The organism is Paenibacillus sp., from assembly GCF_031177825.1.
Taxonomy (GTDB): domain Bacteria; phylum Bacillota; class Bacilli; order Paenibacillales; family YIM-B00363; genus Paenibacillus_AE.
The window spans coordinates 56,181-82,444 of record NZ_JAPSKE010000024.1 but is presented as its reverse complement, the minus strand read 5'-3'; the positions used below and the strand labels follow the sequence as shown (position 1 = coordinate 82,444).

At 61.9% G+C, this 26,264-nt stretch carries 25 protein-coding genes and 1 riboswitch; of the genes, 2 read left to right on the top strand and 23 right to left on the bottom strand.

Going from position 1 to position 26,264, the window contains the following annotated elements; all coding sequences use genetic code 11:
- Nucleotides 1-39: 39 nt before the first annotated feature.
- From RIN49_RS22180 to RIN49_RS22130, 11 genes are all read right to left on the bottom strand, one after another.
- Nucleotides 40-402, bottom strand: coding sequence for a Na-translocating system protein MpsC family protein (locus tag RIN49_RS22180; protein WP_309122335.1), 363 nt, complete (start codon nt 400-402; stop codon nt 40-42).
- Between the two features lie 72 nt (nt 403-474).
- Nucleotides 475-1,101 carry an exopolysaccharide biosynthesis protein gene (locus RIN49_RS22175; RefSeq protein WP_309122334.1) on the bottom strand — a complete coding sequence of 209 codons (627 nt, stop codon included), beginning with the start codon at nt 1,099-1,101 and terminating at the stop codon, nt 475-477.
- Nucleotides 1,102-1,140: 39 nt separating this feature from the next.
- A complete protein-coding gene (locus RIN49_RS22170; protein ID WP_309122333.1) occupies nt 1,141-1,758 on the bottom strand; it encodes a DedA family protein in 618 nt (205 codons plus the stop codon).
- A gap of 24 nt (nt 1,759-1,782) precedes the next feature.
- Nucleotides 1,783-2,427, bottom strand: a complete 645-nt coding sequence (locus tag RIN49_RS22165; RefSeq protein WP_309122332.1) for a hypothetical protein — start codon at nt 2,425-2,427, stop codon at nt 1,783-1,785.
- Nucleotides 2,428-2,439: 12 nt separating this feature from the next.
- Nucleotides 2,440-2,754, bottom strand: coding sequence for a PadR family transcriptional regulator (locus tag RIN49_RS22160; protein ID WP_309122331.1), 315 nt, complete (start codon nt 2,752-2,754; stop codon nt 2,440-2,442).
- Nucleotides 2,755-2,934: 180 nt separating this feature from the next.
- Nucleotides 2,935-4,701, bottom strand: coding sequence for a right-handed parallel beta-helix repeat-containing protein (locus tag RIN49_RS22155; RefSeq protein ID WP_309122330.1), 1,767 nt, complete (start codon nt 4,699-4,701; stop codon nt 2,935-2,937).
- A gap of 88 nt (nt 4,702-4,789) precedes the next feature.
- Nucleotides 4,790-5,668, bottom strand: a complete 879-nt coding sequence (locus RIN49_RS22150; RefSeq protein WP_309122329.1) for a carbohydrate ABC transporter permease — start codon at nt 5,666-5,668, stop codon at nt 4,790-4,792.
- Nucleotides 5,669-5,683: 15 nt separating this feature from the next.
- Nucleotides 5,684-6,592: an ABC transporter permease gene (locus tag RIN49_RS22145; RefSeq protein WP_375295273.1), complete on the bottom strand. Its 909-nt coding sequence runs from the start codon at nt 6,590-6,592 to the stop codon at nt 5,684-5,686.
- Nucleotides 6,593-6,653: 61 nt separating this feature from the next.
- Entirely contained in the window at nt 6,654-8,393 is a 1,740-nt protein-coding gene (locus RIN49_RS22140) for an extracellular solute-binding protein (RefSeq protein WP_309122328.1), read from the bottom strand.
- 178 nt (nt 8,394-8,571) lie between these two features.
- Nucleotides 8,572-9,351, bottom strand: coding sequence for a response regulator transcription factor (locus RIN49_RS22135; protein ID WP_309122327.1), 780 nt, complete (start codon nt 9,349-9,351; stop codon nt 8,572-8,574).
- A 4-nt stretch (nt 9,352-9,355) separates the two neighbouring features.
- Complete coding sequence (locus RIN49_RS22130) at nt 9,356-11,155, bottom strand: sensor histidine kinase (protein WP_309122326.1); 1,800 nt, start codon at nt 11,153-11,155, stop codon at nt 9,356-9,358.
- A 128-nt stretch (nt 11,156-11,283) separates the two neighbouring features.
- Nucleotides 11,284-11,401, top strand: a riboswitch (guanidine-I (ykkC/yxkD leader).
- 68 nt (nt 11,402-11,469) lie between these two features.
- On the opposite strand from RIN49_RS22130, the gene sugE reads away from it, so the two are divergent.
- On the top strand, nt 11,470-11,790 hold the full coding sequence (gene sugE / locus RIN49_RS22125) for a quaternary ammonium compound efflux SMR transporter SugE (RefSeq protein ID WP_309122325.1): 321 nt from the start codon (nt 11,470-11,472) through the stop codon (nt 11,788-11,790).
- Nucleotides 11,791-11,797: 7 nt separating this feature from the next.
- On the opposite strand, the gene RIN49_RS22120 is transcribed toward sugE, so the two are convergent.
- From RIN49_RS22120 to RIN49_RS22095, 6 genes are all read right to left on the bottom strand, one after another.
- Nucleotides 11,798-14,503, bottom strand: a complete 2,706-nt coding sequence (locus RIN49_RS22120; RefSeq protein ID WP_309122324.1) for an ABC transporter permease — start codon at nt 14,501-14,503, stop codon at nt 11,798-11,800.
- Nucleotides 14,503-15,240: an ABC transporter ATP-binding protein gene (locus tag RIN49_RS22115; protein ID WP_309122343.1), complete on the bottom strand. Its 738-nt coding sequence runs from the start codon at nt 15,238-15,240 to the stop codon at nt 14,503-14,505. The genes RIN49_RS22120 and RIN49_RS22115 overlap by 1 nt, the downstream gene beginning before the upstream one ends.
- Before the next feature lie 35 nt (nt 15,241-15,275).
- A complete protein-coding gene (locus RIN49_RS22110; protein ID WP_309122323.1) occupies nt 15,276-16,295 on the bottom strand; it encodes a sensor histidine kinase in 1,020 nt (339 codons plus the stop codon).
- The gene (locus tag RIN49_RS22105; protein WP_309122322.1) at nt 16,292-17,011 is read right to left on the bottom strand and encodes a response regulator transcription factor; all 720 of its coding nucleotides are present in this window, start codon (nt 17,009-17,011) and stop codon (nt 16,292-16,294) included. The genes RIN49_RS22110 and RIN49_RS22105 overlap by 4 nt, the downstream gene beginning before the upstream one ends.
- Before the next feature lie 98 nt (nt 17,012-17,109).
- Nucleotides 17,110-17,841: a superoxide dismutase family protein gene (locus RIN49_RS22100; protein ID WP_309122321.1), complete on the bottom strand. Its 732-nt coding sequence runs from the start codon at nt 17,839-17,841 to the stop codon at nt 17,110-17,112.
- A 163-nt stretch (nt 17,842-18,004) separates the two neighbouring features.
- Nucleotides 18,005-18,571 carry a hypothetical protein gene (locus RIN49_RS22095; RefSeq protein WP_309122320.1) on the bottom strand — a complete coding sequence of 189 codons (567 nt, stop codon included), beginning with the start codon at nt 18,569-18,571 and terminating at the stop codon, nt 18,005-18,007.
- A gap of 170 nt (nt 18,572-18,741) precedes the next feature.
- Between RIN49_RS22095 and RIN49_RS22090 the strand changes: the two genes are divergently transcribed.
- The gene (locus RIN49_RS22090) at nt 18,742-19,317 is read left to right on the top strand and encodes a hypothetical protein (RefSeq protein ID WP_309122319.1); all 576 of its coding nucleotides are present in this window, start codon (nt 18,742-18,744) and stop codon (nt 19,315-19,317) included.
- Nucleotides 19,318-19,372: 55 nt separating this feature from the next.
- Here the strand turns inward: RIN49_RS22090 and RIN49_RS22085 are convergent, their stop codons facing one another.
- The 6 genes from RIN49_RS22085 to RIN49_RS22060 form a co-directional block, all read right to left on the bottom strand.
- Nucleotides 19,373-21,130 (bottom strand): glutamine--tRNA ligase/YqeY domain fusion protein, encoded by a 1,758-nt coding sequence (locus tag RIN49_RS22085; RefSeq protein WP_309122318.1) that lies wholly within the window; start codon nt 21,128-21,130, stop codon nt 19,373-19,375.
- 98 nt (nt 21,131-21,228) lie between these two features.
- Entirely contained in the window at nt 21,229-21,960 is a 732-nt protein-coding gene (locus tag RIN49_RS22080) for an ABC transporter permease (RefSeq protein ID WP_309122317.1), read from the bottom strand.
- A complete protein-coding gene (locus tag RIN49_RS22075) occupies nt 21,957-22,682 on the bottom strand; it encodes an ABC transporter permease (protein ID WP_309122316.1) in 726 nt (241 codons plus the stop codon). Before RIN49_RS22075 ends, RIN49_RS22080 begins: the two co-directional genes overlap by 4 nt.
- The gene (locus RIN49_RS22070) at nt 22,679-23,590 is read right to left on the bottom strand and encodes an ABC transporter ATP-binding protein (RefSeq protein WP_309122315.1); all 912 of its coding nucleotides are present in this window, start codon (nt 23,588-23,590) and stop codon (nt 22,679-22,681) included. The genes RIN49_RS22075 and RIN49_RS22070 overlap by 4 nt, the downstream gene beginning before the upstream one ends.
- 60 nt (nt 23,591-23,650) lie before the next feature.
- On the bottom strand, nt 23,651-25,051 hold the full coding sequence (locus RIN49_RS22065) for a sensor histidine kinase (RefSeq protein WP_309122314.1): 1,401 nt from the start codon (nt 25,049-25,051) through the stop codon (nt 23,651-23,653).
- Nucleotides 25,048-25,719, bottom strand: a complete 672-nt coding sequence (locus RIN49_RS22060) for a response regulator transcription factor (RefSeq protein ID WP_309122313.1) — start codon at nt 25,717-25,719, stop codon at nt 25,048-25,050. The genes RIN49_RS22065 and RIN49_RS22060 overlap by 4 nt, the downstream gene beginning before the upstream one ends.
- Nucleotides 25,720-26,264: the final 545 nt, after the last annotated feature.

Here is a 26,264-nt window from a genome sequence, read left to right as displayed (position 1 = left end):
TCTAGAGCAGGATCGCTGCCAAGTGCCAACCTTACGGATTCAACCTCTGCCGAACTTCTCTTCGATATTCGCGTCGAACACGAATACGGACATGCCGAAATCCTTCTCGATGTCGATGTCGACGAACAGGTCCACGAGCTTCGCGCCCAGGAACGTCTCCATCTCTACGGGAGGATGCTTGCGGTACAGCTGCTTCACCATCTCGGTGCGGGCCGCGCGGAGCATCGGCTTCCCCTCGTCGTGCTCGGCGATGAACTTCTCCACCGGCGACAGGTTGCCTTCCATCTCGCAGATCGCCCACTGCTTGCAGAACGTCGTCCGGATGTGTCCGGGACCCTTCCCCATATGCCGCTTGCGAAACGCGCGCACCAGATTGCTGAACTCAGCTTCGTATTTATTCATCGGAATCAGCCTCTCATGTCAGCCTTATCTTAGCATGAGAGCGATTGCATGACAACGGGGAACGCGCGCCTTCTACCCGCCGAGGAGCGCGCGCAGGCCGGCGAAGGCCGCGGCGTACACGACGGCGAGGTACAGGAACGTCGCCGCCAGCAGCCCGTAGCCGGCGAGGACGAGCACGCCGTCGCGGCGGAGCAGCCCGAGCGCGAAGAAGACGATCGCGTACGCCGGGATGGCGTTCGACAGCGGCATCGGCAGCGGGAGCATCATCCCGACGGAGCCGGCGACGATGCCGATCGCATGCGCCGCGCGAAGCGTCCGCGTCCCCGTCAAGGCGCTCCACCGCGGCTTCGCCCACGCTTCCAAGCGCCGCAGGAGGGCGCCAGCCTTGTCGGCGATCGCCCGCATATGCTTCTGCTTGACGCGAAGCCGCCCGAGGCGGCGCGGCAAGCGCAAGGGCCCGCCGGTGACGAGGCTGAGGCAGATCAAAATAATGAGCGTACCGAACGGCGTGCTCATGCCCGGGATCGACACCGGCAGCAAGAAGGGCGCCGTCAAGATCATGACCGCGATCAACAGCCCTTCCCGACCGATGCGCTCGAACAGCTCGTCCATCTCCAGCCCTTCCGGCGGCGTAGCCGCGGCGAGCTCGCCGACGAGCGCGGATACGCTCGCGTGTTCCTCCTTCGATGCCTTCCCCATAGCTTTCTCCTTACGGTCCCGGACCCGGTCCCGGTCCTGTTAATCCGCCTTCTTTACGATCCGCTTGCGAACGAACCAGGCCGCCGCGGCGACCGCGCCCAATGCCAACGCGACGTAGACGATATTCGAATATACGTCCATGTACCCGACGATCGTTTCCCATGAATCCCCGACGGCGGCGCCCACGTAGACGAGCGCCGTATTCCAAATCAACGAGCCGATCGTCGTCAGCAGCAGGAACGGAAGGAAGCGCATGCCCGAGCTTCCCGCCGGAATCGAGATCAAGCTTCGGACGAGCGGCACGAGTCTGCCGAAAAACACGGCCCAAGGCCCGTGCTTATCGAACCAGGCGTCCGCCTTCCGAATATCCTCCGGCTTCAGGCGAAGCATCCTGCCGTACTTGACGACGATCGCCTCGAGCCGCTCCGCCGACAAAATGCGCCCGATGCCGTAAAGAATGATCGCGCCCGCGATGGAGCCGGCCGTCGCGAACGCGATCACCCCGACCGGCGTCAGATCCGTCGACGTCGTCATAAACCCGCCGAACGTCAAGATAACCTCCGAGGGAATCGGCGGGAACAAATTTTCCAACGCGATCAATAAGAAAATACCCATATACCCGTAAGCGTCCATGACTTCCGCGATCCAATGCTCCATGTTCGTCTCCCGCTCCTTCGTCTCTTAGCCGAAATAATCTCTTACTTTCCGATATAGGACATTGTCCATAACTTTATACAAGAAAAACAAGGCGAGGAAGCAGCATCCGTATACGGCCGCGACCGACGTCGCGATAAGCGCGAACAACGACCGGTCCGGCAGCGCGTGACCGATGACCGCGAATACGGCGGCCGCCGCCAGCGTGAGGCCGGAGAGGCCGAGCAAATAATGGTGCCCGTGCGTCTCGAACGGACTCGAATACTTCGACATCGACAGCAATTCCGTCACCTTAAACTGCGTAATGGCCTCCTTCGCCGCGTCCTCCTTGCGTCTCCCTTGCCGTTCCAGATCGGCCGCGAAATCCTCCAGATAGTTCCGCAGCTCCTGCCGGTCGTCCGCGCTAAGCGCCAACTGATCCACATACGCGCCGATGTCGGTCTGCCTTCGATACAGGCGGTTCATGCGCAGATGTCCGACGTAATTCGCCGCCGCCCAGGCCGCGGCCGCCGTGAAAGAGGCGAAATACGAAACGGAAAGCCACAGCTGATCGCCGGGATTCACCCGTTCGTCGATCGTAAACGTGACGACGCAGATCGCGACGGAGAGCAGCAGCAGCCAGGGATGTTTGATTTCGCCCATACTGAAAATTTTACGCGCCAGATGTTTCATCGTTTCACCTCTTCAAATAAACCGATTCACGATCTCGGTCGTCCTCTTCCAGTCGGCGATCGATTGCCGCAGCGCTTCCCGGCCGTCTTCGGTCAGCGCATAGTATTTCCGCCGCCCGCCGTGGCTCTGGTCTCCCCAATAGGCGGACACGGCGCCCTGCTTCTCCAGCCGCTTCAAGGCTAGATACAGCGTGGCCTCTTGAATTTCGAACATCCCTTCCGTGCGCTCCTTAATGGATTTCGAAATCTCGTACCCGTAGTTATCCTTCGCCGTCAGGACGGACAGGATGAGAAGGTCGATCGTTCCTTTCAACATTTCCGCATTCAAGAGGCGCTTCCCCCTACATGGATTACTCAATGTTATTGAGTAGTTCGTTAGCAAGTATATCCCACACTACCTAACATTGCAATATACTTATGAAAATTAGGCAGAACGGCTCCGCAGAAAAAAGGCCCGAAGCCGCTCAGCGGCCTCGAGCCTATCGGTTATGCGTTGCTGGATTTCCGATTATTTCAGCATGATGATGCCTTCGAATTGGACCTCCGTCCACACGTTTCCGGAGGCGAGATGGTACGAGCGAACCTGCAGCCGCTTTCCGTTCATGCTCGGCGTATCGACCTCGATCGCGCCCTGTCCGTCGTGGGCGATTTGCGTCGTCGCGAGCGTCGTTCCGTCCCAAGAGAGGCGGTACATTTTCGTGGAGCGGTTCCCGTCCCGCACGGCCGTGACGTAGAGGACGCCCTCCGCGCCGGAGCCGAGGGAGAAGGCATCCCGCCATGCCGTGTACCGCGACGCTTCGTCGCCTTCCGCCACGGATACCGTCTCTTCGATGAGAGCGGTCTGGTCGCGAAGCGGCACCGGCACCGCGTAGCCCGATCCGAAGCCGATGTCGCCCGCGCCGTTCCCGTAGAACGCGTTGCCCGCTAGATGCCACCCGCGGCCGGAATGCTCCAGGAACAAGCCGTACCCGGTATTGTTCTTGACGACGTTGTCGGTCACCTTCACGTTCCGCAGATCGCCGGCCAGCTCGATGCCGTTGCCTTCGTTGTCGGTGACGATGTTCTGCGACACGACGATGTTCGATTCGCCGGTGTAGCCCGCGATCCGAATGCCGCCCTGCCCGCCGTCCGTAATCGTGTTCCCGGTGACGACGGCGTGCGTCGCCTCGCGGTCCGGCGCGTACTCGAAGTGCACGCCGTAATCGGCGGCGCCGCGAATCGCGTTGCCGGAGACGGTGATATAGTCGCCGTCGATGACGTACACGCCTGAGTTCAGGTTGAAGTCCGGTTCGGCCTTCACCCCGTTGATGACGTTGCCTACGATCGTGATATGCTTCGCCTCGTCTTCGATATGAATCGCCTCGTAGCGGGCGTTTTCGATGACGTTGCCCATGATCGTGACGTGCGTCGCGCCGGCGATGCCGATGCCGAAGCCGGCGCCGCCCGAGCCGCCGAAGCCCGGAGGGACGGACATGTAGTTGCCCGCGATGACGAAGTTCATGCCGGACGCATACGCTTCCCCGGGGTGGTTCAGCTCGATCGCGTCGCCGTGAATGTTGATGAACTGGTTGTTCACGACCCGCACGTCGGCGACGTCCGTCGCCAGCAAGTTCGTAAGCACCCCATAAGCGACTTCTTCGAAATGATTGCCGCTGACCTGAATCTGCTTGACGCCGGTGGCGTTAATATTCACGGACTGGGTGTGGATGCCGGTGAACGTGTTGTTCGTGATCCATACCTTCGACACGTTCGTCTGGAAGTCTACGCCGATGTTGCCGGACGACTTGTTATTGTCGATCCACAACCCGTCGATGACGACCTCGCGCTGCTCCGCGGCGATCTCGAACACCGCGTACCCGTCGTCCGTATCGATCTTCGACACCTTGGCCGCGTGCCCCGTGACCTTCGTCTTCGAGTACACGTACAAATTCTTGGACGTCTTATACGTGCCTTCCGGCAAATAGACGACCCCGCCCCCTTGCGCCCTCGCCTGATCCAGCGCCTTCTGGATGGCCGCCGTGTCGTCGGCGACGCCGTCGCCGATCGCGCCGAACGCCGCGCTCTTCACGTTCAGCACGGTAGCCTCCGTCGGCGGGGCGGACTTCAGGAACGCCTCGATCGCTTCTTGCATGCGGCTGTCGACCGACCGGTTGCCGGCCACTTGCGTTTCCTGCGTCGCATTCCCCGCGCCGGACGCCGCGCTCGCTCCTGCCGCCGAGCCCCACGTCGCCGCGATCAACAAGCTTGCCATCGTCGTAAGTACCCATCTCTTCAATTTCGATCCCTCCATGAGTTAGAGTTCGTCTCGTGCGCGTGTGTCCGCCGCCGCGGCGCGGTCACCCCCTTTTCCGAATCGGAATGCCCTATTCCTTCACGGCGCCCAGCACGATGCCCTTGACGAAGTACTTCTGAAGGAACGGATACACCGCCAGCACCGGCAGCGAACCGATGAAAATTTGCGACGCCTTCACGGTCCGGTCCGACAAATTCGCGAGATCGCTCGGACTCGCGGACAGCTTCGTAAAGTCCACTTGCACCAGGATCGCCTGGAGCAGGGTGGCGAGCGGCCATTGCGACGACTCGTTCATATAGATCATGCCGTCGAACCAGGAATTCCAGTGCCCTACGATGTTGAACAGCGACAGCGTCGCGATCGCCGGCATCGAGATCGGCAGGAAAATATGAAACAGGGCCGCCGAATACCCGGCGCCGTCGAGGAAGGCGGATTCCTCCAACTCCTTCGGCACGTTCCGGAAGAAGTTCATCAAGAGGACGATGTTGAACACGGCCACGAGCCCCGGCAGGATGAGCGACCAGAACGAGCCGAGCAGGCCGAGCTCCGACATCAGCACGTACATGGGCACGAGTCCGCCGCTGAACAGCATCGTAATCAATAAGAACCACATGTATCCGTCGCGCCCCCGGAACGTCTCGCTCCCCTTGGACAGCGGATACGCCGTGATCAGCGTGATGCACATCCCGAGAACGGTACCGAAGAACACCCGCTTCGCCGACACCCCGATCGAGGTGAGGAAGTTGTCGTTCCCGAACGTCTTCCGATACGCCTCCGTATTGAAATCCACCGGCCACAAGCCGACGAGATTGGCGGTGGCCGCCGCCTTCCCGCTGAACGACACCGCCAGGATGTGGATGAGCGGCAGCACGCACAACAGGGACAGGACCCCGATCAAGATCGCGTTGAATAGATAAAACGCTTTGTACGCCGGGCTTTTATGATACATACGGTACCTCCGCGGTTAGAAAATTCGGTAATTGGCGTACTTGTACGCCAATCGGTAAGAGATCGCGATCAACAGCAGCCCGATGAACGACTTGAACAGACCGACGGCCGTCCCGAAGCTGAAGTCGCCCGACAAGAGGCCGACGCGGTACACGTACGTATCGATGATGTCGCCCTTGTCGTAGACGAGGGGATTGTACAAGTTAAAGATTTGGTCGAAGCCCGCGTTCAAGATGTTGCCGAGCGACAGCGTGGCGAGCAGCACCGCGATCGGCAGAATCGCCGGGATCGTAACGTACAGCGTCTGCTTCCAGCGTCCCGCGCCGTCGATTTCCGCCGCCTCGTACAGCGAGGGGTTGACGCCCGCGAGCGCGGCCAAGAACACGATCGTGCCGAAGCCGAATTCCTTCCATACGTCGGTGACGACGACCGTGACGCGGAACCAGTCCCCGTCGCCGAGGAAGAAGATCGGCTCGATCCCGAGCATCGCCGAGACGGTCCGGTTCAAGATGCCGCCGGGGGACAAAATATCGAGCAAGATGCCGCCCAGGATGACCCACGATAGAAAATGGGGCAAATACACCAACGTCTGCACGATGCGCTTGTAGGTCATGTGCCGCACCTCGTTGAGCAGCAGCGCGAACAGGAACGGCGCCAACAGTCCCGCGGTCAGCTTCGAAATCGAGATGATCAGCGTGTTCAGGATGACCTGCAGGCTATCCTCCCGTTCGAATAACAGCTCGAAGTGTTCGAGCCCCGCCCATGGCGAACCGCCGAACCCCAACCAGGGCTTGTAATGTTGGAACGCCATCACCAGTCCGCCCATCGGCAAGTAGGAAAAGATCAGGACAAGCGCGACGGCGGGCGCGAGCATGAGATGAAGCGGCCAGGTGCGCTTCCAGTTCCATGGCTTCTTCTCGGCCACTGGTTTCACACTCCTCGGACAGCGCGAAGGGACGGGTCGCCCCGTCCCCCGCGGCCGTTCTTTATTTTACCGACTGGTACCACGCGTTGACTTCTTGGGCGATCTGCTCGCCGCCCGAGCTCTTCCACTTCTCGACGAAGCTGTCGAAGGCGTCCAGCGGCTCCTGCCCGTAGATGATGTTCGAGAACGTTTCTTTCTCCATCTTGGAGAGGAAGTCGCCCTTCGTCCGCATCGTCTCGGTCGGCGCCCCCGTGAAGGCGTCGCGGTACGCGCTGTCGATATACTGGAACGAGTCGATCGCGTTCCCCACGATGTCCTTGCAGCACGCCCAGTTGCCCGCGTCGATCGAGTTCGCCGGTTCCTCGCCCTCCTTCAGCCGGCTTAGTCGGGTGAAGGAATCGACGTTTCGCTTCGGGTCGTTCGGCGGCTCCGGCATGAGCGTCGCCTTGTAGACATCGAAGTGATTCGGGATTTGCGCCGGATCCTTCGTGACCTTCCCGTCGACGATCGCGTAGTCGTAGCCTTCCATGAAACCATGCTCCATGTCGGTGCCCGGCTTCGCGAGCGCGAACTCCAGCAGCTTGTTCAGGTAGTGGAACGCGGCGTCGGGATGCGCGTAGTCCTTGTTGATCAGGAACGCATGCGTCGCGAGGCCGAGCGTGTAATGTCCGATCTTGCCGTCGGGTCCGGTCGGCAGGCCGATCATCGTCCACTTCGCCTCCGGCACGTTCTTGGCCGTATCGGCCAGCGGCCACTGCGCGCCCCAGAACGGCGCCGAGAAGATGCCGGCCTTGCCGGACGTCGCGAGCGAGCCCGCCTTGTCGACGTTGTGGAGCAGCGCTTCCTTATCGATATACCCTTTCTCCATCCACTCCCGCAGCTTCGCGAGGCCGAGCTTCGTCTCCGGCTGAATCGAGCCGTAGACGAGCGAGCCGTCCGCCGCTTCCCTCCACACGTTCGGCGCCCCGCCGTACGCGCCGAAGATCCAGCTCGCGTCGGCCATCCAGCTGTTGAACACCTCGAGCGTCACCGCAAGTCCGAGCGTATCCTTCTTGCCGTTGCCGTCCGGGTCCCCGTTTACGAACGCGTCCATGACCGTCTCCAGCTCTTCGATCGTCGCCGGCGCCTTCAAATTAAGCTTCTGCAGCCAATCCTCGCGAACGTACAGCATATTGTCGTTGTTATGCGCAAGCTGCATGAGCGGCACGCCGTATTTCTTGTTGTCCTTCGTGACGATGTGCCACGCCTGCGGATTCTCTTCCATGATTCGCTTCAGGTCGTCGGAGGCGTATTGTTCGAACGCTTCGCCGATGTCCAGGAACTGCCCGGAATCGATCAAGTTCGCGAGCAGGTTGCTGCTCTCGACGCTGTTCGCCCACACGTGGAGCACATCGGGCATCTTCTGGTTGCCGGACAGCGACAGCCGCAGCTTCTGCTCGCAGCCTCCGTTCTCGTGCGGCGCCTGCCAGAGGTACTTAATGTCGATGCCGAGCTTCTCGCGCGCCCAGTCGAGCGCTACGTTGTCCTCGAAGCTCTGTCCCTCGGGATACTCCAGGTTCGGCGTACAGCCGATGGACGTCATCTCGATCGCAGGCTCGTATTTCCCGTTCGCGAAAGGAGCCGTATATCCGCCTTCGTTCGCGCCGCCCGGCGGCGTCTCCGCGTTACCGCCGTCGCCGTTCCCGGCGGTCCCGGCGGTCCCGGCGGTCCCGCCGCCCCCGCCGCTGCAAGCGGACAATCCGACGGCGACGGCGATCGCCAGCGCCGCCAACGACGACGCCTTTTTTCTTTTTCCGTTCATCCCGATTCCTCCATGACCCTCGAGTTTTCGTTTCTTTTTTCTTGTTTGCGCTTTCATTGTATCAACGGCGGTCCGGACGGTCATGCAACTGCGATCGGGAAAAATGTTCATCCCATCGGTTCCTTCCGAGCGTCATCGCCGATGAAAGAAAAAAAAGGCCCACCTCCGTGGGCCGTACTCAATATTGATCTCGGAATTGCTTGGGCGTCATCCCTTCGGACTCCCGAAACACCTTAACGAAGTAGCTCGCGTTGCCGTAGCCGGTTTCCTCCGCGATCTCGTAAATTTTCCGGTCGGTCGTCAGCAGCAGCTCCTTGGCCTTGCGCAGCCGCAGAGCGATCAGATAATCGCTGAAGGAGGCGTTCGTTTCTTGCTTGAACAACTCGCTGAAGTAACTGGCGTTCAGATGTACGGCCTCCGCCACCTCCCTGATGCCGATCGGCAGATGGAGATGGTCGGCGATATATTCCAGCGCCTTCCGAACGATCGGATGGCGGATGGCGCCCGCCGCGCGGTCGAACAGCTCGGGGTTGTCGCGAATGAGCCGGGCGTTCGCGTCCGCCTGGCGGCGCTCGACCGCGAAACGAAGTCCCTCGTCCACGGCCTGCATGATTTGCTCCTCGTCGACGGGCTTCAGGAGATAATTCGACGCGCCGAGCCGCAGCGCGGTTCGCGCGTACTCGAAGTCCGCATACCCGGTCAACAAGATGACGCTCGATCCGATGCCTTCGTCGCGCAGCCGCTTCAGCAGCTCGAGCCCGTTCAGCTTCGGCATGCGGATATCGGCCAAGATGAGATCGTATTCCGTCCCGCCCTCCCGGATCAACCGCCAAGCGCTCTCTCCGTCTTCGGCGACGTCGACCTTCGCCGCTCCGCCGTTGGATTTGGCGAGCAGCCGCTTCAACCCGTTGCGGGTCAACGCTTCGTCTTCGGCGATCAAGATGTTCGGCTCCGTCATGTCCTTATCCCCTTTCCAGGATCGTCATCTCCACGGTCGTTCCTCGCTCCGGCGAGCTTCGGATCGAGAGTCCGCCGGCCGGACCGTAATACTGCCGAAGTCTGCGATGAATATTCAACAGCCCGATCCCGGTGCCGCGCCGACGCGCTCCGCCCTCTCGCGATTCGGCGTCCGCCCTGGCCTGCGCCGCCGCCGCGCGTTCCAAGAAGCGCTCGTCCATCCCGCCGCCGTCGTCCTCCACGCGAATCGTCACGCCGTCTCCGTCCGGGGCTTTGCGTACCGAGAGCTTTACCGTGCCGGAGCCGTTAACCGGTTCGATTCCGTGGTAAATCGCGTTCTCGACGAGCGGCTGAACGACCAGCTTCGGGATCGGCACGTGCAAGAGCGCGGGATCGACTTCCGTCTCGTAGCGGATCCGGTCGGCGAAGCGCAGCAGGATAAGCGACATGTACTGTTCCGCATGCCGCACCTCGTCCGCGATCGTGACCCACTCCGTCCCCTCGGCGTCGGAGACGGTGTACCGGAACATGCGGGACAAACCGATCAGCTTCGAGGCCAGCTCGTCCTCGCCTTTCTCCTTCAGCAGCCAGTAGAACGCCTCAAGCGTGTTATACAAAAAATGCGGATTGATCTGCGCCTGCAGCGCCTGCAGCTCGGCCCGGCTCTGCATGAGCTCCTTCACGTATACCGTGGAGACGAGCTCGTTCATCCGATCGATCATGTCGTTGTACGTGAGGATCAGCTCGTTCATATCGCGATTGAAATAGTAAGCGGGGTTTTTCTTCGGAATCCCTTCGTGCGGCCCCCGCATCGTGCGAACCAGCTTGCGCACCGGCGAAGTAATCAGCGTCGAGAGCCCGGTCGCCATCAACAGCAGCAGCGCCGCGCTGATCAGGCTGCCGAGCACGATCGCTTGACGGAGGAGGCTGATGCCTTCGTTGTTTTTGTGCAGCGGGGTCAGCATGACCAACACCCAATTCGTTAAGGACGACACCGCGCGCACCGCGGCGTACCGTTCCCCGGCGAATTCGACGGGTCCTTCGGCGCCGAAGAGCGCCGCCGCGTCTTCCTCCTCTTGAACTCGAGTGGTCGTAATCAGCCTCCCCGCCGCGTCGAAGAGGAACAGCTCGCTGTCCTCGAGCTTCGGGAAGTCGGGGGAGAAAAACGGGATTAAATCGCGGCTCACGCGCACGACCAAGTAGCCGCCGCTGAAGTATCGGTCCGTCTCCAATCGGATTTGCCGAATGGCCAACAGATCGTTCGGGCTGAGGGGGTCGGAGCCGACCCAGATCAGCTCGCCGGGACGTCGATCCGCCTCGTCGATCCAGCGCTTCTCGATTCGATCGTCCAGCGGGCCTCGATCGACGGGATAAATCACTTCTCGGTCGGCCGCGTACAATTCCAATGCCGTGATGGACGCCACGTAGAAGCGGAGTTCTCCGAGGATGAGCCGCGCCGTCATCTTCTCGTCCACCTCGACGCGCGACTCGCCTTCGTCTTCGCGCGCCTTCAGCTCGGAGAGCAGCGTCTGAATCCGAGGGTCGATCGCGATCTGCAGCGTGACGATCTCCACCTGATTGAGGAACCGCTCGACCGACTCGTCCGCCTGCATAACGATTCGCTCCGTCATTCGGTTCGTATTGTCCTGGATCATGCCGCTGAGGGATCGGAAAATCGACCACCCCATCGCGATGCAGCAGACCAACAGCACGACGAACGTGCCGGCGAAGATTTGCTGCCGGATGGTGGTCTGACGCATGACGCCGCTCAATCGGGAGAAGAAGGACCGGACGTACCGTTTCATGACGATCACCTCGGGGGCGGGGTCGGTTTATTTTTTCCAATGGTCGCGCTTGATTTCCAATCTTATATGCACCCTGAAGATGCTGTCAAGGCGCTTTCTAGACCGCCCTTTTCGTGGTATTATGCTTTTGGAAGGCTTTCTAGGGTTCCTCGGACGCGCGGATCGCGCGGTTCGGCACGGTCCAAGAGAAAGCCGCGCGGGGGTCGAACGTTCCCGCGTACACGGAGGGATAAAAGCCCGGGAGATATCGAACGATATGTCCCGGGCTTTTTTGTTTTGGTGTCGGGGCTGTCGGAAAAAGGAGGGTTGTACGCATGGCATGGATCTACCTGCTCGCCGCGGGCGTCTTCGAGGTCGTCTGGGCGATCGCCCTGAAGGCGTCTCACGGCTTCACGCGTCTTTATCCGTCTCTCGTCACGCTGGTCTTCATGGCGCTTAGCTTCTACTTGCTGGCGCTCGCGACGAAGACGCTGCCGATCGGCACCGCCTACGCCGTATGGACCGGCATCGGCGCGCTCGGCGCGGCTGTGATCGGCATGGTCGCCCTGCACGAGCCCGTCAGCGCGCTCCGGCTGCTGTTCCTCGCGCTCGTTCTCGTCGGCCTGGTCGGACTGAAGGTCACGTCGGGCCATTGACGTTCGCTCAGCCCGCGTAACGCGTCGCTTCGCTCGGAGGCACGCGAAGCGCGCCGCGCGCCGGCAAGCACGAGAGCGCCAGCGCAACGGCCAACGTTCCGGCGAAGTACGCGGCCAACGTCCCGTAAGGCAGCCGAAGCTCGTTCCCGACATCGTTCGCCATCAGCGTATCGAACACGATGTAACTCATATACGTGCCGATCGAGTAGCCGAGCGCGATGCCCAACGCTCCGATGCACGCCCCTTCCAAGAGCACGACCCAATAGATCTTGCTCGCCGGTACGCCCAGCGCCCGCAGCATGCCGATCTGCTGCTTCCGCTGCCGGACGAGACGGTACATGACGACGAGCAGCCCGGTCATGCCGATCGCCAGCGCCAGCTGGTTAAACCCGAGAAACAGCCGGATCAGGTAGCCGGCCGTCCGATAATAACCTTTTTCCGACGCCACGACGTTGATGACCGGCGAAATGTTCTGCAGCGTCAGCGCCTTGGTCAGCGCTCTTTCCAGTTCCTTATCGGGTTTCGCGAGCTTTACGAACAGGGTGGAATGGAGCTCCTCCTCTCCCTTCGCCAACGCCGTGAGGGCTTCCGCGCTCATCCAGACGCCGAACGATTCGGGATGATACCCGGCGGCCGCGGCGACGGCGACGATGCGCTTCGTCGCTTCCTTCTCCCCGATGCGAATCCGGAACGGTTCGCCGACGTCGTAGGGGGCGCCTCTCTCATAATTCAGCGCCTCCTCAGAGACGATGACCGCATCTTCGTCCTCGGCGAGCGCCAGCCATGCCTCCCGATCGTTCGCGAACGACGCGTCCTTGCGCCAGAGCGGGATGTCGTTCGTCTCCGCGAACGCCCGGTCGATGCCGTTCGCCTTGAGCGGGAACGGCCCCCACTCCCCTTGCTCTTCCTTCCATAGCAGCTGCCGCACTGCCGCGACTCGGTAACCGTCCCGTCCGCCGATCTCGCTCGATCGCTGCAATCGCCGCTCGACGTCTTCGGTGACTAATACCCTTGCGTCCCTAGCCAGCAAATCATAGCCGCCCGCCGCCGTTCGCGGATCCGATCGGCTCAGCATCGCGCCGACCGCCTCTTCGTAGACGAGGGGAAAGCTGCAGAAGCACGAGATGGCGGCGAACATCAGCAAGATCAATCCGGTACGCGTCCGGTTGGCGTTCATATTGCGGAAAGCGAGCCGCAGCACGAAGGTAAGGGAGGCCGAACGGCGGAACAGCCGGAGCAGCCCTTCGCTGAGGTACGGCAACCCTTGCGCGAGGACGAAGACGAACAGCGGAACCGAGCCTAAGGTAAACAAAAGCACCGGACCGACGCGGTCTTCGGTAATGAATTCGCGGCGAATGCCGGGAACGGCCGTAACGATGACGACGGACGCTGCGAGCACCCCGGAAAGCACCAGCAGCCACAGGTCGAACAACGATTTCGGGCGACCCGCTTGCTTGGCCGGATCCGGAGCCTGCAACGCCTCGACGACGGAAAATTTGACGGCCTTATGGGAAATCGTCCATACGCAGGCGAACACCATGAAAAGCCCGATGGAACAGGCGGCCGCCATCGCGCCGGGCACGAGATGGAAGCGGAACGTCCCGGAAGCGCCGTCGGAGAACGTCTCGACCATAATGCGGCCGACCGTGCTCGTAAGGAAATACGCAAGCCCCAGGCCGACGGCGACCCCGATGACGCTCGAAAACAGGCCGTACAGCAATCCTTCCGCGCGAAGCAATAGTTTCAAATCCCGTTTCCCGAGGCCGATGGCGCGCAAGATGCCCATCTCCTGCCTGCGTTCCTCGGCGATCATCTTGAAAATATTCGTGATGAGCACGAGTCCGATCAAGACCGCATTCATGCTCGTCACGCCGAACACGGCGGAAATAAATGCGGTTGCGTCTTTATATTGCGACAACGCGTCGGACCGAACGGGAACCGCCTTCCACCCGTGCGGTCCCGCGTCCGACAGCAGTAAATTCGTATAACCGACGCCTTCGAGTCCCGCCAACCGCCGAACGGCGTCGGGATGCGCGAGGATGGCGGCTTTCCCTCGATGAATGCCGACATAACCGGTCACGCCCCGCTCCGGCACGACGCGCTTCACGGCGAAGGCATGCTCCGCATTCCCGCGGTCGAGGATATAGACGACGTCTCCGGCTTCGACGTCGAGCGCCGCCGCCGCGCTTTCCGAGAACAGCAACTCGTCCGAGGCCGGCCGTTCGCCCGCGAGCACCGCCTCGAGCGACGGCTCGAAGCGAACGGCGTCCGGCGCGTCGACGCCGATCACGTGCATATTCGGGACGACGAGCAGGTTTTGTTGCCGGTCGTTCTTCACGACCGCCGTTCCGTTGTACGATACGATCGGCAGTACGCCGCCCGGACGCCCCGCCGCGATTCTCTCCGCGTCCGCCCGGTCGAACAGCGACCCGTCCAGCGAAGCTTGATCGGTCGACGGCATATCGTAAGCGATGTTCCCGTAATGACGTTCTACGTTCAGCTCGGCGCTTCGGTTCATCGAAGCGTTCGCAAGAAGCGTCATCGCGATCAGCGACGTGCTGGCGGTCAATCCGAGCGCCGTCAGCAGCGCGGTGTGCTTTTGCGACCACAGATTGCGCCACGCCATCCTTCTTAGATGCGGATAGCGGGATAACCGGTGGACGACGTACAGGAAGAGGAGCGCCGAGAACGAAGTCGCGACCGCATAGAACATTACGCCCATCCCCCCGCGGCGTCGTCCCTTGGGCGTCTGGCCGGCGTCTTTCTCTCGTCGATCACGGTGCCGCTGTCCATATACAGCGTGCGGTCCGCATAACCGGCGACGTCGGGATTATGCGTGACGACCACGAACGTAATCCGTTCCGTACGGTTCAAGTGCTCGATTAAGTCCATGACCATAATCGTCGTCTTGCTGTCGAGCGCGCCGGTCGGTTCGTCCGCCCAGACGATCAGCGGCTCGTTGACGATCGCCCGGGCGATCGCGACGCGCTGCTGCTGCCCGCCCGACAGCTCCCCCGGCCGATGGCCGGCCCGCTCCTGCAACCCGACTCTCGAAAGCGCCAGTACCGCTCTCTCTCTGGCTTCTTTCGGCTTCGCTCCCGCGCACAGCAGAGGGAGCTCCACGTTTTCGGCGGCCGTCAGCACCGGGATGAGGTTATAGGATTGGAACACGAAGCCCATGTGCTTCGCCCGATACGCGTCGCGCTGCTTGGCTTGCAGGGACGCGTAATTCGTCCCTTCGATCCATACCTCTCCCCGGCTGACGTCGTCCAGGCCGGACAGGCAGTTGAGAAGCGTCGTTTTCCCGCAGCCGGAGGGCCCCATCACGGAGACGATTTCCCCCTTCGCGATGTCGAGCGATACGCCTTTCAGCGCCTCCAGGCCGTTTTCGCCGTGCCCGTATATTTTCCATAAGTCTCGCAATCGTATGAACGACCGATCGGCATGCATACCGTACACGCCCTTTCCTTGTTCCTCGTCGACCGTTACGGGTTTAGCGGAAACACCGGCAGGTCGACCGTAAATTCGGTTCCTTCGCCGAGCCGGCTGGAGACGCGGATCGTCCCGCCGTGGGCTTCTACGAATTCCTTCGCGATGGCGAGGCCGAGGCCGGTGCCGCCGGACATCCGGTTGCGGGATTCCTCCACCCGGTAAAATCGCTTGAACAGGTACGGCAGGTGCTCCGGCGCGATGCCGGGTCCGTTGTCCGACACCCGGACGCGAAGCGTCCCCGACCGGTGCTCGAACGCCACCCGGACGTCCCCTCCTTCAGGGACGTACCGAATCGCGTTGCCGACGAGATTGACCAGCACCTGCTTGATGCGAGGCGCGTCGCAATACACCTCGCCGCTCCAGTCGCCATGCATATGGATCGTTACTTCTTTGTCCTCCGCCTCCAACTCCATGATCGAGACGATCTCTTGGAGCGTCGGAGCGAACGGCACCCACGTCCGGTCCAGCGCCAGCCTCCCCGCTTCGGCCAAATTGAGGTCTCGCATATCTTGAATGAGCCGGGACATCCGCTTCGTCTCGTCGAGGAGCGGCAGCAAATTTTCGGGACGCAGCTCTTCGGCGCCCTTCAGCATCGTCTCCAGATGGCCTCGGACGATAGCGACCGGCGTGCGCAATTCATGCGCGACGTCGGCGATGAGCTGATTCCGGGTTTCCTCCCCCTTCGTCAGCTTGTTCTTCAGCTCGTTGATGACGCCGGCTACCGCGGCGATCTCGTCGTTCGGTCCGGGAATCCGGATCGGAGGAAGCGCCGGGTGCAAGCGCACGTTCTCCGCTTGCTCGGCCAGCTGCGTAAGCCGCCGGGCGCACGTCGCCGAGAGGAGATAAGAAAATCCGGCGATGCCGACGATCGCGACGAGCCCGAGGGCGAACGCTTCCGGCGTCCCGTTGCGGAGGGACGAGTAACCGAACGTTCGGACGAGAGCGATCGCCGCGAGAAACACTGCCGCGCCGTACGCGAACAGCACCCAACCGAGCTTCGCCTGCGCCCTCACGACAAGTCTCCCATCTTATACCCGACGCCGTGAACGGTAAGAATCATCTCGGGATTCGAGAAATCGGACTCCAATTTCTTGCGGAGATTGCGAATATGCGTGTCGATCGTGCGCTCGTAGCCCGTATACTCTTCGCCGAGCGCGATCTCCAGCAGATCGAGACGGCTGAAGACGCGACCTTGATGCTTCGCGAGCGTGACCACTATTTTAAATTCCGTCGGCGTGAGCCCGATCGGCTTCCCGTCCAAATACACCGTATGCCCGGGCAAGTCGATCGCCAATCTCCCCCGCTTCCACATCGGTTCCTCGGCCGGCTCCGCGGGCGGCCTCCGCGAGCTCGTTCTTCGCAGGATCACCCGAATCCTCGCTTCCAGCTCCCTCAGGGAGAACGGCTTCGTCAAATAATCGTCCGCGCCGATCTCGAGGCCGAGCAGCTTGTCGATTTCCTCCGATTTCGCGGTCAAGAAGATGACGGGGACGTCCGAGAAGGCGCGCAGCTTGCGGCATACCTCCAGTCCGTTCATGCCCGGCATCATCCAATCGAGCAACACTAAGTCATACCCGCCGCCCTGCAGCAGCCGCAGCGCTTCCGCGCCGTCGCGGGCGACTTGCGCGCCGTAGCCTTCGTTCGATAAGTAAGAGGCGATGAACGACGTCATCTTCTCCTCGTCGTCCACGACCAGCACGTTCACCCTCGTCGCCGCCTGTTGTTCCATCCCGTTCCCCCGCTTATAGAAAAGGTTTCGACTCCATCCGGAAGTATGGACTACATATTCGACGCGAGGGCGCCGGCCCCTCTATTTCCGAGACCGCGTCAGTCGATATTGCCGCCGGCGATCCGGTCGCCCGAATTGCCGGACGGGTCGGTCTTGTAGTCGTCCGGTCCCGCGTGGATCATGAACGACTTGCCCCAAATCGAATGCTCCGACGCCCGATCCAGCGACAGCCCTTCGACGACGAACGAGGCGGCGACCGTGCCGTCTTCGCCGACGTTCAAATTTTCGAAGTCCCCGACATGGCTGCCCGCCGGATTGTCGGAGCCGTGCTGCTTGCCGTGAGGGTTGTAGTGGCCGCCGGCCGTCTTGAAGTCGTTGGTTTCGAACGCCTTCTCGTGCAGATGGAAGCCGTGGAGACCCGGCGTCAGGTTCGACGCCTCGACGCTGACCCGAACGCCGCCTTCCGCCTGCGACAGCGACACGCGCCCGATCGCCTCGCCGTCGGCGTTCACCAGCTCGATATCGGTCTCGCCGAGGTAGACGCTCTTCGTCGTCCCGTCCCAGTGAACCGGCTGGCCGAGCAGCTCGCCTACCATGCGGATCGGTACGTAGGTCGTCCCCTGGTACATCATCGATTCCGGCACCTTCGTTCCTTGATTATCGAACGTCCCGTTCGCCGAGGACCGGTCCTCGCCTCGAACCATGAATTTCAGATCGTCGAACGAAACGGAAATCGAGTTCGTCTGCGCCATCGCGAGCCCGGAAAAAAAGACCGACCCGCACAAAAACGCCGCCCCGACGCGGGCATAGCTGAATTGCTTCTTCGTCATGAATAACGTCCTCCTTGGAATGTGGGAATGAAATTTTCGACATTTCGTATGCTACGGGATCGGTATGAAGGTTGTATCGGAAACCCGTCGACATCGTACGCGGAAAATGCGAAGAAATTGCGAAGAGGCGCATTTCCTGAGGAACACGAAAAACCCGCCTTCCTCAGAAGCCGGGCTCTCTCCGCTTACATCGTATTAGTAGAGATGCGAAGACGATGCCGTTCACGACGCCGACCGTCAGGCCGTCATAGATGTGGTTCATCTTCCAAGCGTCGGCGGGACCGTGCAGCAGCGCCGCGCTAAGCAGCAGCGCCGCCGTCCAGGACAGCCCGCCGGCGGCGGTCCACAGCAGCTTGTTTCCGCCTAGCGATCCGAGCGCCCAGCCGCACAACGCTCCGAGCAGCATGCCGCCGACGGCGGTTATAGGAAGGTAATGAATGGAATCCGCCCGAAAATCGAGAAACGCATGCGTAAGCCCGATTCCCGCCGCGTGCGCCAGCACCCACCTTCCGCCGGCGGGAATCCTCAACGCCCGCAGCCCCGGCCGCTGCAGCAGCCCGGCGACCGCGCCGGTGACGCCCCCGACCAGCAGCCCCCATCCCCCGGCCGAAAGCTTCCATCCTTCTCCGTTATATCCTCCGGGGAAATGCCCGAAATACCCCCCGAACGCATAACCCGCGATCGTCAACGCCACCCACATGCCGAACAGCCGGATCGTCCTGCCCTTCATATTCGTTTCTCCTTCGCGATGGAATACCCGCATTATACGATCGCGATGTCAAGAAAAAACGGAGATCGTCACAAGTTTTTAAGGGCCTCGCTTTTCCGGAAATCGCTCGCAATTCCTCCGCAAAACCTTCGCAATCGCAGTTTATAATGAACGTGAATAGGAGGGGTATCATGAAGAACGCTCGCCGCATCCGAACGACCGCCGTCTCTCTCGCCGTCGGCGGACTTTTCTTGGCGCTTCACCACTATTGCGATTGGGTCGTCATGCGTCGGCTCATCAACACGGGGTACCCTGATAAGTACCTGTTGGATTTCCTCCTGTTCTTGGCGCCGCTGCTGCAAGGATACGGTCTCTTAACGCTATACCGTTCGGACATCGCCGAATACGTCAGGCCCGGCTTGTTCGGATTGCGCCTGACGTGCGGCGCCTTGCTCGCCGTCAGCGGGGCGTACTTTTTCGCGGAGTGGATTTACGCTTCGAGCCTTCCGATTTTCGTCCTGCTGTTCTATCCCGCTTCCTTCTTGCTCTGTATCGGTTTGCTCTTCCTGCAAACCGCCTTTCGCCGGACTCCGCTGCGCCTGACGCTTATCTTATTAGCGATCATGAACGTCGCGTACCCGGTGCTGCCGCAATTCGCCGCCTCGAATCAAGGCTTGCTCGCCGGCTCGTCCATGAAGTTCGCTCTCGGTCTCGCCTTAGGCGGTTGTTGGGTATTGTTAGGCGCATGTTCCCGGTTCCGCCGATAATCGAAACAAGAGGCTGTCCGCCGGGAAATTCCCTGGCGGACAGCCTCTTGGTTTCTTACACTTCGAACGAGCTCTTCAACGACACGATTCGGTTGAACACCGGCCGTCCCGGCGCGGACGTCTTCGGATCGACGTTGAAGTAGCCGTGGCGGAAAAATTGGAACTTGCTGTGCGCGGCGGCGTCCTTCATGTCCGGCTCGACGAAGCCGTTCGCCGTCACGAGCGAATTCGGATTGATCCGGTTCAGGAACGACTTGTCGGCGCCGGCGGCGCCCGCCAGCCGTTCGCCCTCCGCCTCCAGCGATCCCGCCGGAGCCGCCTCGGCGTCCGGGTCGGTCTCGCCGTCCTCGTCGTAGATGAGCGGCTCGTACAGACGGAATTCCGCCGGCACGGCGCGCGTCGCCTCGACCCAGTGAATCGTCCCCTTCACCTTGCGGCCCGTAAAGCCCGTGCCGCTCTTCGTCTCGGGGTCGTACGTGCAGCGAAGCTCGACGACGTTGCCCGCCTCGTCCTTCACGACTTCCTCGCACTTGATGAAGTACGCGGACTTCAGCCGCACTTCATTGCCCGGGTACAATCGGTGATACTTCGGCGGCGGCGTCTCCATGAAATCCTCGCGCTCGATGTAGATTTCGCGCGAGAACGGAATGCTGCGGGAGCCGAGCTCCGGGTTTTCCGAGTTGTTTTCGATCTCCAACATCTCGACCTGCCCTTCCGGGTAGTTCGTGATGACGACCTTCAGCGGGTCCAGCACGGCCATCGTGCGCGGCGCGCTCAGCTTCAGGTCCTCGCGAATGTAGTGATCGAGCATGCGCGCGTCCACCGCGCCGCTGCCCCGGGAGATGCCCGTCGCCGTAATGAAGTCGCGAATCGACTTCGGCGTGAAGCCCTTGCGGCGGAAGCCGGAGATCGTCGGCATGCGCGGATCGTCCCAGCCGTCCACGACCTTCTCGTCGACGAGCAGCTTCAGCTTCCGCTTGCTCATGACCGCGTTCGTCAGGTTCAGCCGCCCGAACTCGTATTGGCGCGACACGTGCGGCATCTCGCATTCGCGGATGACCCAATCGTAGAACGGGCGCTGATCCTCGAACTCGAGCGTGCACAGCGAGTGCGTGACGCCTTCGATCGCGTCCTCGAGCGGATGCGCGTACGCGTACATCGGATAGATGCACCACTTGTCGCCCGTGTTGTGGTGATGCGCGTGCGAGATCCGGTAGATGACCGGGTCGCGCATGTTGATGTTCGGCGACTTCATATCGATCTTGGCCCGGAGCACCTTCTGCCCGTTCCGGAACTCCCCGGCCCGCATCCGCGCGAACAGGTCCAGGTTTTCCTCGACGGGGCGGTTCCGGTGCGGACTCTCCCGGCCCGGCTCGGTCAGCGTGCCGCGCATCTCGCGGATTTGGTCCGCCGTGCTGTCGTCCACGTAAGCGAGCCCTTTCTTAATCAGAAGCACGGCGCGGTCGTACATCTCTTCGAAGTAATCCGAAGCGAAGAACAGCCCGTCCCACTCGTATCCAAGCCACTTCACGTCTTCCTTGATCGCCTCGACGTATTCGACGTCCTCCTTGACCGGATTCGTATCGTCGAACCGCAGGTTCGTCCGACCGCCGAATTCGTCGGCGACGCCGAAGTTGAGGACGATCGACCGCGCGTGGCCGATGTGCAGGTAGCCGTTCGGCTCCGGCGGGAAGCGCGTGACGATCTCCTTCGCCCGGCCCGCCTTCAAATCTTCGACGATAATCGTCTTGATGAAGTTGGAGTGTTCCTCCGCGCCCTCGATGCGTTCGGCGCGTTCGGTTCGTTCTGCCATGGTCATCCCATCCTTTGCGATCCGTTATCTATCTCGTCGGCTGCTAATCCCTAAATCGTACCATAAAGCGCCGGAAAATAAAAAACGGATTCGCGCCGCTACGCCGTTTTCCGCTGAAAATACGCGAAACCCGCGGCGAAGAACAAGACGAAGCTGCCGGCGACGACGAGCATGAGCTTCTCGTACGGCGCTTCGAACGCGCCGAAGCTGTCCGCCGCCCACGGGATCGTCGCGAGCGCGGGCTGCGCCCACGGATACCACGGGCCGTACGTCTCGGAGTTGGCGATCAGAATGGCGGGCAGCGTGAAAATGACGTTCAGCGCCAGCGGCGCCGCGAAGCTCTGCCATAAGGCGGATGCGCCGAGCTGCAGCGCCGCGATCGGCAGGCACGCCGCCCAACCGCCGATCAGCGATTGCGCCAGCACGTCCCATGGGATCGGCGTCGGCCAGCCGCGAATCGCGCCCGCCAGCAGCACGCCGGCGAGCAGGAGCAGCTGGGTGAGCAAGAGGACGCCCATGACGACCGCGTACTTCGACAGGTATACGGCGCCGCGGGAGACGGGCAGCGCGAGCAGCTGCTTCCAGCCGCCGCCGACATGCTCGAAGCGGCAGACGAAGGCGGCGAACACGCCCGAGAGCAGCGGCAGGAACAAGAGGCCGTGCACCAGCGCCGCCGAGGACATGGCGCCGACCCATGGGTCGGTCCCGTCGCCGCCCGACTCGACCAAGCAGACGAGCGTCGTCAGCGCCGGGCTGATCAGCGCCAGCAGCCAGATCGGCGACTTGCGGAGCTTCAACAGCTCCGCGGCGAATACGTTCCGGAACGTCATCGCACGTCCCTCCTTCCGAAGTGCGTCGCGCCGAGCGCGTACAGCAGCAGGCCCGTTCCGGCGCCGACCGCGAGCGTCAGCGGTACGGACCAGCCGGTCTCGCCGACATACGGCCACTTATAAGGCACCCAATCCGCGAAGCTGAACGAATATAATGCAAGTACGGTGCCGAGAATGCCGACGGTCAGCGGCACAGCCTGATTGTGCATGACGGTCGACAGCCACGTCTGCAGCGCCACGAAGGGCAGCGCGGCGACGAGCGGCAAATACGACATCGCCAGCACGTCAGCGAGCGGCGCGTCCGCCAAGCGATGCCCGAGCGCGACCCCGAGGGCGAGCGTGCCGGCGGCGAGCAGCGTGCAGGACGCGAGCAGCTGGATCGTCAGCACGGACACCTTCGCCGTATAGACCGCCGTCTTCGACACCGGCAGCGCGAGCGTCTGCTTCCATGCGTTCGTCGCGTGCTCGTAGCCCGCAAGCATGGAAGCTACGATCGCGAGGCCCGCCATCAGCGCCGGCACGGCGAGCCACTTCACGTTGCCGATCAGCCCGCCCCACGGATCGTCCGCGTACAGGTTCGTCAAGTAATCGTAGCGCACGGCGTAATTGGCCGCCTGCAGCGCGACGACGCCGAACGGGCCGAGCGCGACCAAGCCCCAGACGAACGTCCGCCGCTGCTTGGCGAGCTCCGCGCGAAACGCGCGTCCGAAGCCCCCGCTCATAAACTCGCCTCCGTGCCGGTCAGCTCTAGGAAGATGTCTTCCAGCGATGTCTTCGACTCCTCCACGCGATAGACGGATACCTCGGCGGCGACCAGTCGCTCGACCGCCGCCGCCACCGCTTCGTTCGAGGTCAAGCGGAAGCTGACGCCGGTCTCCGTCCGTTCCGCCCCGAAGTTGGGCTCCGATAAGGCGTCCAGCGCCCGCGCCGGATCGTCCACCGTCATGCGGATGCTCGACTGCGATCGGCGGCGCAGCGCCCCAATCGAATCCTGATAGATGAGCCGGCCGCCGGAAATAATGCCGACCTGCGTCGCCATCTGATCGATCTCCGACAGCAGATGGCTCGAGACGAGCACCGTCATGCCGTATTCCTTCGGCATGCTTCGGATCAGCTCGCGGATTTCCAATATTCCCGCGGGGTCGAGCCCGTTCGTCGGCTCGTCGAGCACGAGCAGCTCCGGCTCGCCGAGCAGCGCCGTCGCGATGCCGAGCCGCTGCTTCATGCCGAGCGAGAAGCCTTTCACCGGACGATGCGCTTCCTTATCGAGCCGCACCGTCTTGAGCGCCTCGTCGATGCGGCGCTTCGGCGCGTCGAGAATGCGCCGGACCGCTTCCAAATTTTCATAGGCGGTCAGATGTCCGTAGTAGGAAGGGTTCTCTACTAGTGAGCCTACCCTTTTCAAAATCGAGAGCTTATGTTTCCGCAGCCCCATCCCGAACGCGCGGATGTCGCCTGACGTCGGCCGCATCAGACCGAGCAGCATGCGAATCGTCGTCGTCTTGCCGGCGCCGTTCGGGCCGAGAAAGCCGTAGATTTCTCCTTTTCCGATTCGCAGATCGACCCGATCCACCGCCGTCTTCGCGCCGAGGCGCTTCGTCAATCCCTTGGTTTCCACAATCCATTCCATTTCTCTTCACCTCGCCCCCTATCATATCGGGCCAAGGTTAAGACGAAGGAGGGGCCAAGGTTAAGATTCGTTTAAATTTCGGACGATCGTCACCGTCGTGCCGGACGGGCCGCTCTCGAACGACCAGCGAAGCCGCATGTCCCGCAGCATCAGCTCCGCGATCGACAGACCGATGCCCGCCCCCTTCTCGGCGGAGCCGCACTCCATGCCGCCGCCGCGATCGGCGATCGCGATCCGGGCTTCGCCCCGCGCGTCGACGCCGAGCCGCACGCCGACGTATCGGCCTTCCTTCGCATGCCGCAGCACGTTCTGGAACAGGTTATCCAGCACCCGTTCCATCCAGCCCGGATCGATGTCCCAGACGACGGCTTCCTCCGGCAGCTCGACGTCGATCTCGAACCCTTCCCGTTCGAACGTCGCGTACCAGCCCGCGCAGGACGTGCGCACGAGACGCGCGACGTCGGTCGGCTTCGGGTGGAACGGGTATTTGCCGGCGGAGAGCAGCGTGTACGACAGCAGATTGTCGATGAGCCGGTCCATCTGCCCGATCCTGCGGTCGATGAGCGCCGCCGATTCCCGGCCGGCCTCGGTCGACGCTTCCTGCGCCAGACGGTACGCGTGTCCGCGAATCGCCGTCAGCGGCGTCCGAAGATCGTGGGAGAGACTGGCGATCAGCTCCCGGCGCAGCGCCTCCTCCTCCCGCTCCCGCTCGCGGCTGTGGGTCAGCTCCGCGAGCATGTCGTTGAACGCCCGCTCGAGTTGTCCGACCTCATCTTCCAGCTTCGGGGCCACCGGCTCCGGCAGTCCGCCCGGCGCGGACGGCGACGTCATCGCGTCCCGCAGCCGGAGCAGGCGCGCCCGCACGCGGTAGAAAAACATGGCGGACACCGCCATGAACAGCGCCAACGCGAGGAACGTGCCGATGATCGCGCTGTATTCGCCCAAGCCGTACCGGTTGACCGGCTCGGACTCGAACACGCGGCGCGGCACCGTAAGCGCCAAGAAACCTCTCTCGCCTTCCGCGCCGAGCTGCGCCACGACGGTGAACGGATCCGCGTCGTACCCGTCCTTCATGAATCGGATCGTCTCCGCCCTCGTCCACGACGCCGGATAGCCCGCCGTCTCCGGCGCCTGCGCGACCCTCCGCCCCTCGGCGTCCACCCAGACGACCGTGGAATCCGGGTACTCGGCTTGCCACCGTTCGAGGCTCGCCATCACTTCGGCTTGCGGTTCCGCCTCGAGCGACCGCGCCTCCTCGTGCCACAGCCGCTCGACGTCGAGCGCCGACAGGAAGCCTCCCTTCCCGTCCGGCAGCACGCCGCGCGACGGCTCGTAGAAGAGGACCGTGATCGTCGTGAACGCGACCGGCAGCAGCACGACCGCGATCGCGATCAGCAGCAAGTACTTCCACAACAGCGAATGTCTCTTCTTCACCTTCAGCTTCTGGCTCCGATCGCTCATAGCCTTACCCGATAGCCGATCCCCCGGATCGTCTCCAGAATCGTCGGCGCCGCCGGATCGAGCTCGATCTTCTCCCGCAGATGTCGAATGTGCACCATCAGCGTCTTATCGCCGTCGAGATACGGCTCGCCCCACACCGCCTCGTAGATTTGTTCTTTCGTCGCGATTTGATTGGGGCGCCGCAGCAGGTACATGAAGATATGAAATTGTTTGCCGGTGAGCGCGATCTCCTCGCCCGTTCGTCCGTCGACGACGACGTTGTCCCGCATGCGCACCGTCAGGTGGCCGACGGCGAGCTCCTCCGGCGCGCCCGCTCCGGCGCGGCGCAGCAGCACGTCGATGCGGGCCGTCAGCTCCTCGGGGTGGAACGGCTTCGTCAAGTAATCGTCCGCGAATTGCAATCCGGTCAGCTTGTCCTCCACCGCGACGCGCGCGGACAACATCAGGACGGGCCTGCCCGGCGCCTCCGCCTTCAGCCGCCGGCCGACCGTAAATCCGTCGAGCCCCGGCAGCATGACGTCCAAGACGACGATGTCCGCGTCCCGCGCGCGTTCTACCGCCCCTTCCCCGGAGGGCAGCCAAACGACTTTATGTCCGGCTCGCTCCAGATGCTCTCGGACCCATCCGGCGATTTCCGTATCATCCTCGATATACAATACCGTTGCCATGCCTATGCAGCCTCCTATCGTTCGAACCCAGTATAAGGAAAACCGTCGGCGTTGTACATGCGCGCCGGCGCCGAACCGTTTTCGGCGCTGTTCCGCGACTCCCGGAAACATTTGAGCAAAAAAATATAAGCAAACTTTCATATCATCCTGGCGATGCGGGCGACTGTAGGCTTAGATATATGAAGTTTTGCCGATATGAAGCGGTTTGGGCTGGAAAGGGCGCGCCCGTATATGATATTTTGCGCATACCGACCCAGCACTACGTCCCCCCGCCCGTTCCGCAGCACGACTGACCGTTCACTACAGGAATCAGGAACGAATTAAATTGGGGCGCTTCTCCGCAATAATTAGGGCATGCCACCCCGAAAATTGAGGAACTCTCCCCAATTGGCCGCATAACACGAGTTTCATCTTGGTAGTGAGCTATAAATTGGGGCGCTTCTCCGCAATAATTAGGGCATCCCACCCCGAAAATTGAGGAACTCCTCCCCAATTGGCCGTACAACACGAGTTCATCTTGGTAGTGAGCTATAAATCGGGGCGCT

Coding starts and splice junctions, on each gene's coding strand:
- RIN49_RS22180 (WP_309122335.1), bottom strand. CDS start 402: ATGAATAAATACGAAGCTGAGTTCAGCAATCTGGTGCGCGCGTTTCGC.
- RIN49_RS22175 (WP_309122334.1), bottom strand. CDS start 1,101: ATGGGGAAGGCATCGAAGGAGGAACACGCGAGCGTATCCGCGCTCGTC.
- RIN49_RS22170 (WP_309122333.1), bottom strand. CDS start 1,758: ATGGAGCATTGGATCGCGGAAGTCATGGACGCTTACGGGTATATGGGT.
- RIN49_RS22165 (WP_309122332.1), bottom strand. CDS start 2,427: ATGAAACATCTGGCGCGTAAAATTTTCAGTATGGGCGAAATCAAACAT.
- RIN49_RS22150 (WP_309122329.1), bottom strand. CDS start 5,668: ATGTATCATAAAAGCCCGGCGTACAAAGCGTTTTATCTATTCAACGCG.
- RIN49_RS22140 (WP_309122328.1), bottom strand. CDS start 8,393: ATGAACGGAAAAAGAAAAAAGGCGTCGTCGTTGGCGGCGCTGGCGATC.
- RIN49_RS22135 (WP_309122327.1), bottom strand. CDS start 9,351: ATGACGGAGCCGAACATCTTGATCGCCGAAGACGAAGCGTTGACCCGC.
- RIN49_RS22130 (WP_309122326.1), bottom strand. CDS start 11,155: ATGAAACGGTACGTCCGGTCCTTCTTCTCCCGATTGAGCGGCGTCATG.
- sugE (WP_309122325.1), top strand. CDS start 11,470: ATGGCATGGATCTACCTGCTCGCCGCGGGCGTCTTCGAGGTCGTCTGG.
- RIN49_RS22120 (WP_309122324.1), bottom strand. CDS start 14,503: ATGTTCTATGCGGTCGCGACTTCGTTCTCGGCGCTCCTCTTCCTGTAC.
- RIN49_RS22115 (WP_309122343.1), bottom strand. CDS start 15,240: ATGCATGCCGATCGGTCGTTCATACGATTGCGAGACTTATGGAAAATA.
- RIN49_RS22105 (WP_309122322.1), bottom strand. CDS start 17,011: ATGGAACAACAGGCGGCGACGAGGGTGAACGTGCTGGTCGTGGACGAC.
- RIN49_RS22100 (WP_309122321.1), bottom strand. CDS start 17,841: ATGACGAAGAAGCAATTCAGCTATGCCCGCGTCGGGGCGGCGTTTTTG.
- RIN49_RS22095 (WP_309122320.1), bottom strand. CDS start 18,571: ATGAAGGGCAGGACGATCCGGCTGTTCGGCATGTGGGTGGCGTTGACG.
- RIN49_RS22090 (WP_309122319.1), top strand. CDS start 18,742: ATGAAGAACGCTCGCCGCATCCGAACGACCGCCGTCTCTCTCGCCGTC.
- RIN49_RS22085 (WP_309122318.1), bottom strand. CDS start 21,130: ATGGCAGAACGAACCGAACGCGCCGAACGCATCGAGGGCGCGGAGGAA.
- RIN49_RS22080 (WP_309122317.1), bottom strand. CDS start 21,960: ATGACGTTCCGGAACGTATTCGCCGCGGAGCTGTTGAAGCTCCGCAAG.
- RIN49_RS22075 (WP_309122316.1), bottom strand. CDS start 22,682: ATGAGCGGGGGCTTCGGACGCGCGTTTCGCGCGGAGCTCGCCAAGCAG.
- RIN49_RS22070 (WP_309122315.1), bottom strand. CDS start 23,590: ATGGAATGGATTGTGGAAACCAAGGGATTGACGAAGCGCCTCGGCGCG.
- RIN49_RS22065 (WP_309122314.1), bottom strand. CDS start 25,051: ATGAGCGATCGGAGCCAGAAGCTGAAGGTGAAGAAGAGACATTCGCTG.
- RIN49_RS22060 (WP_309122313.1), bottom strand. CDS start 25,719: ATGGCAACGGTATTGTATATCGAGGATGATACGGAAATCGCCGGATGG.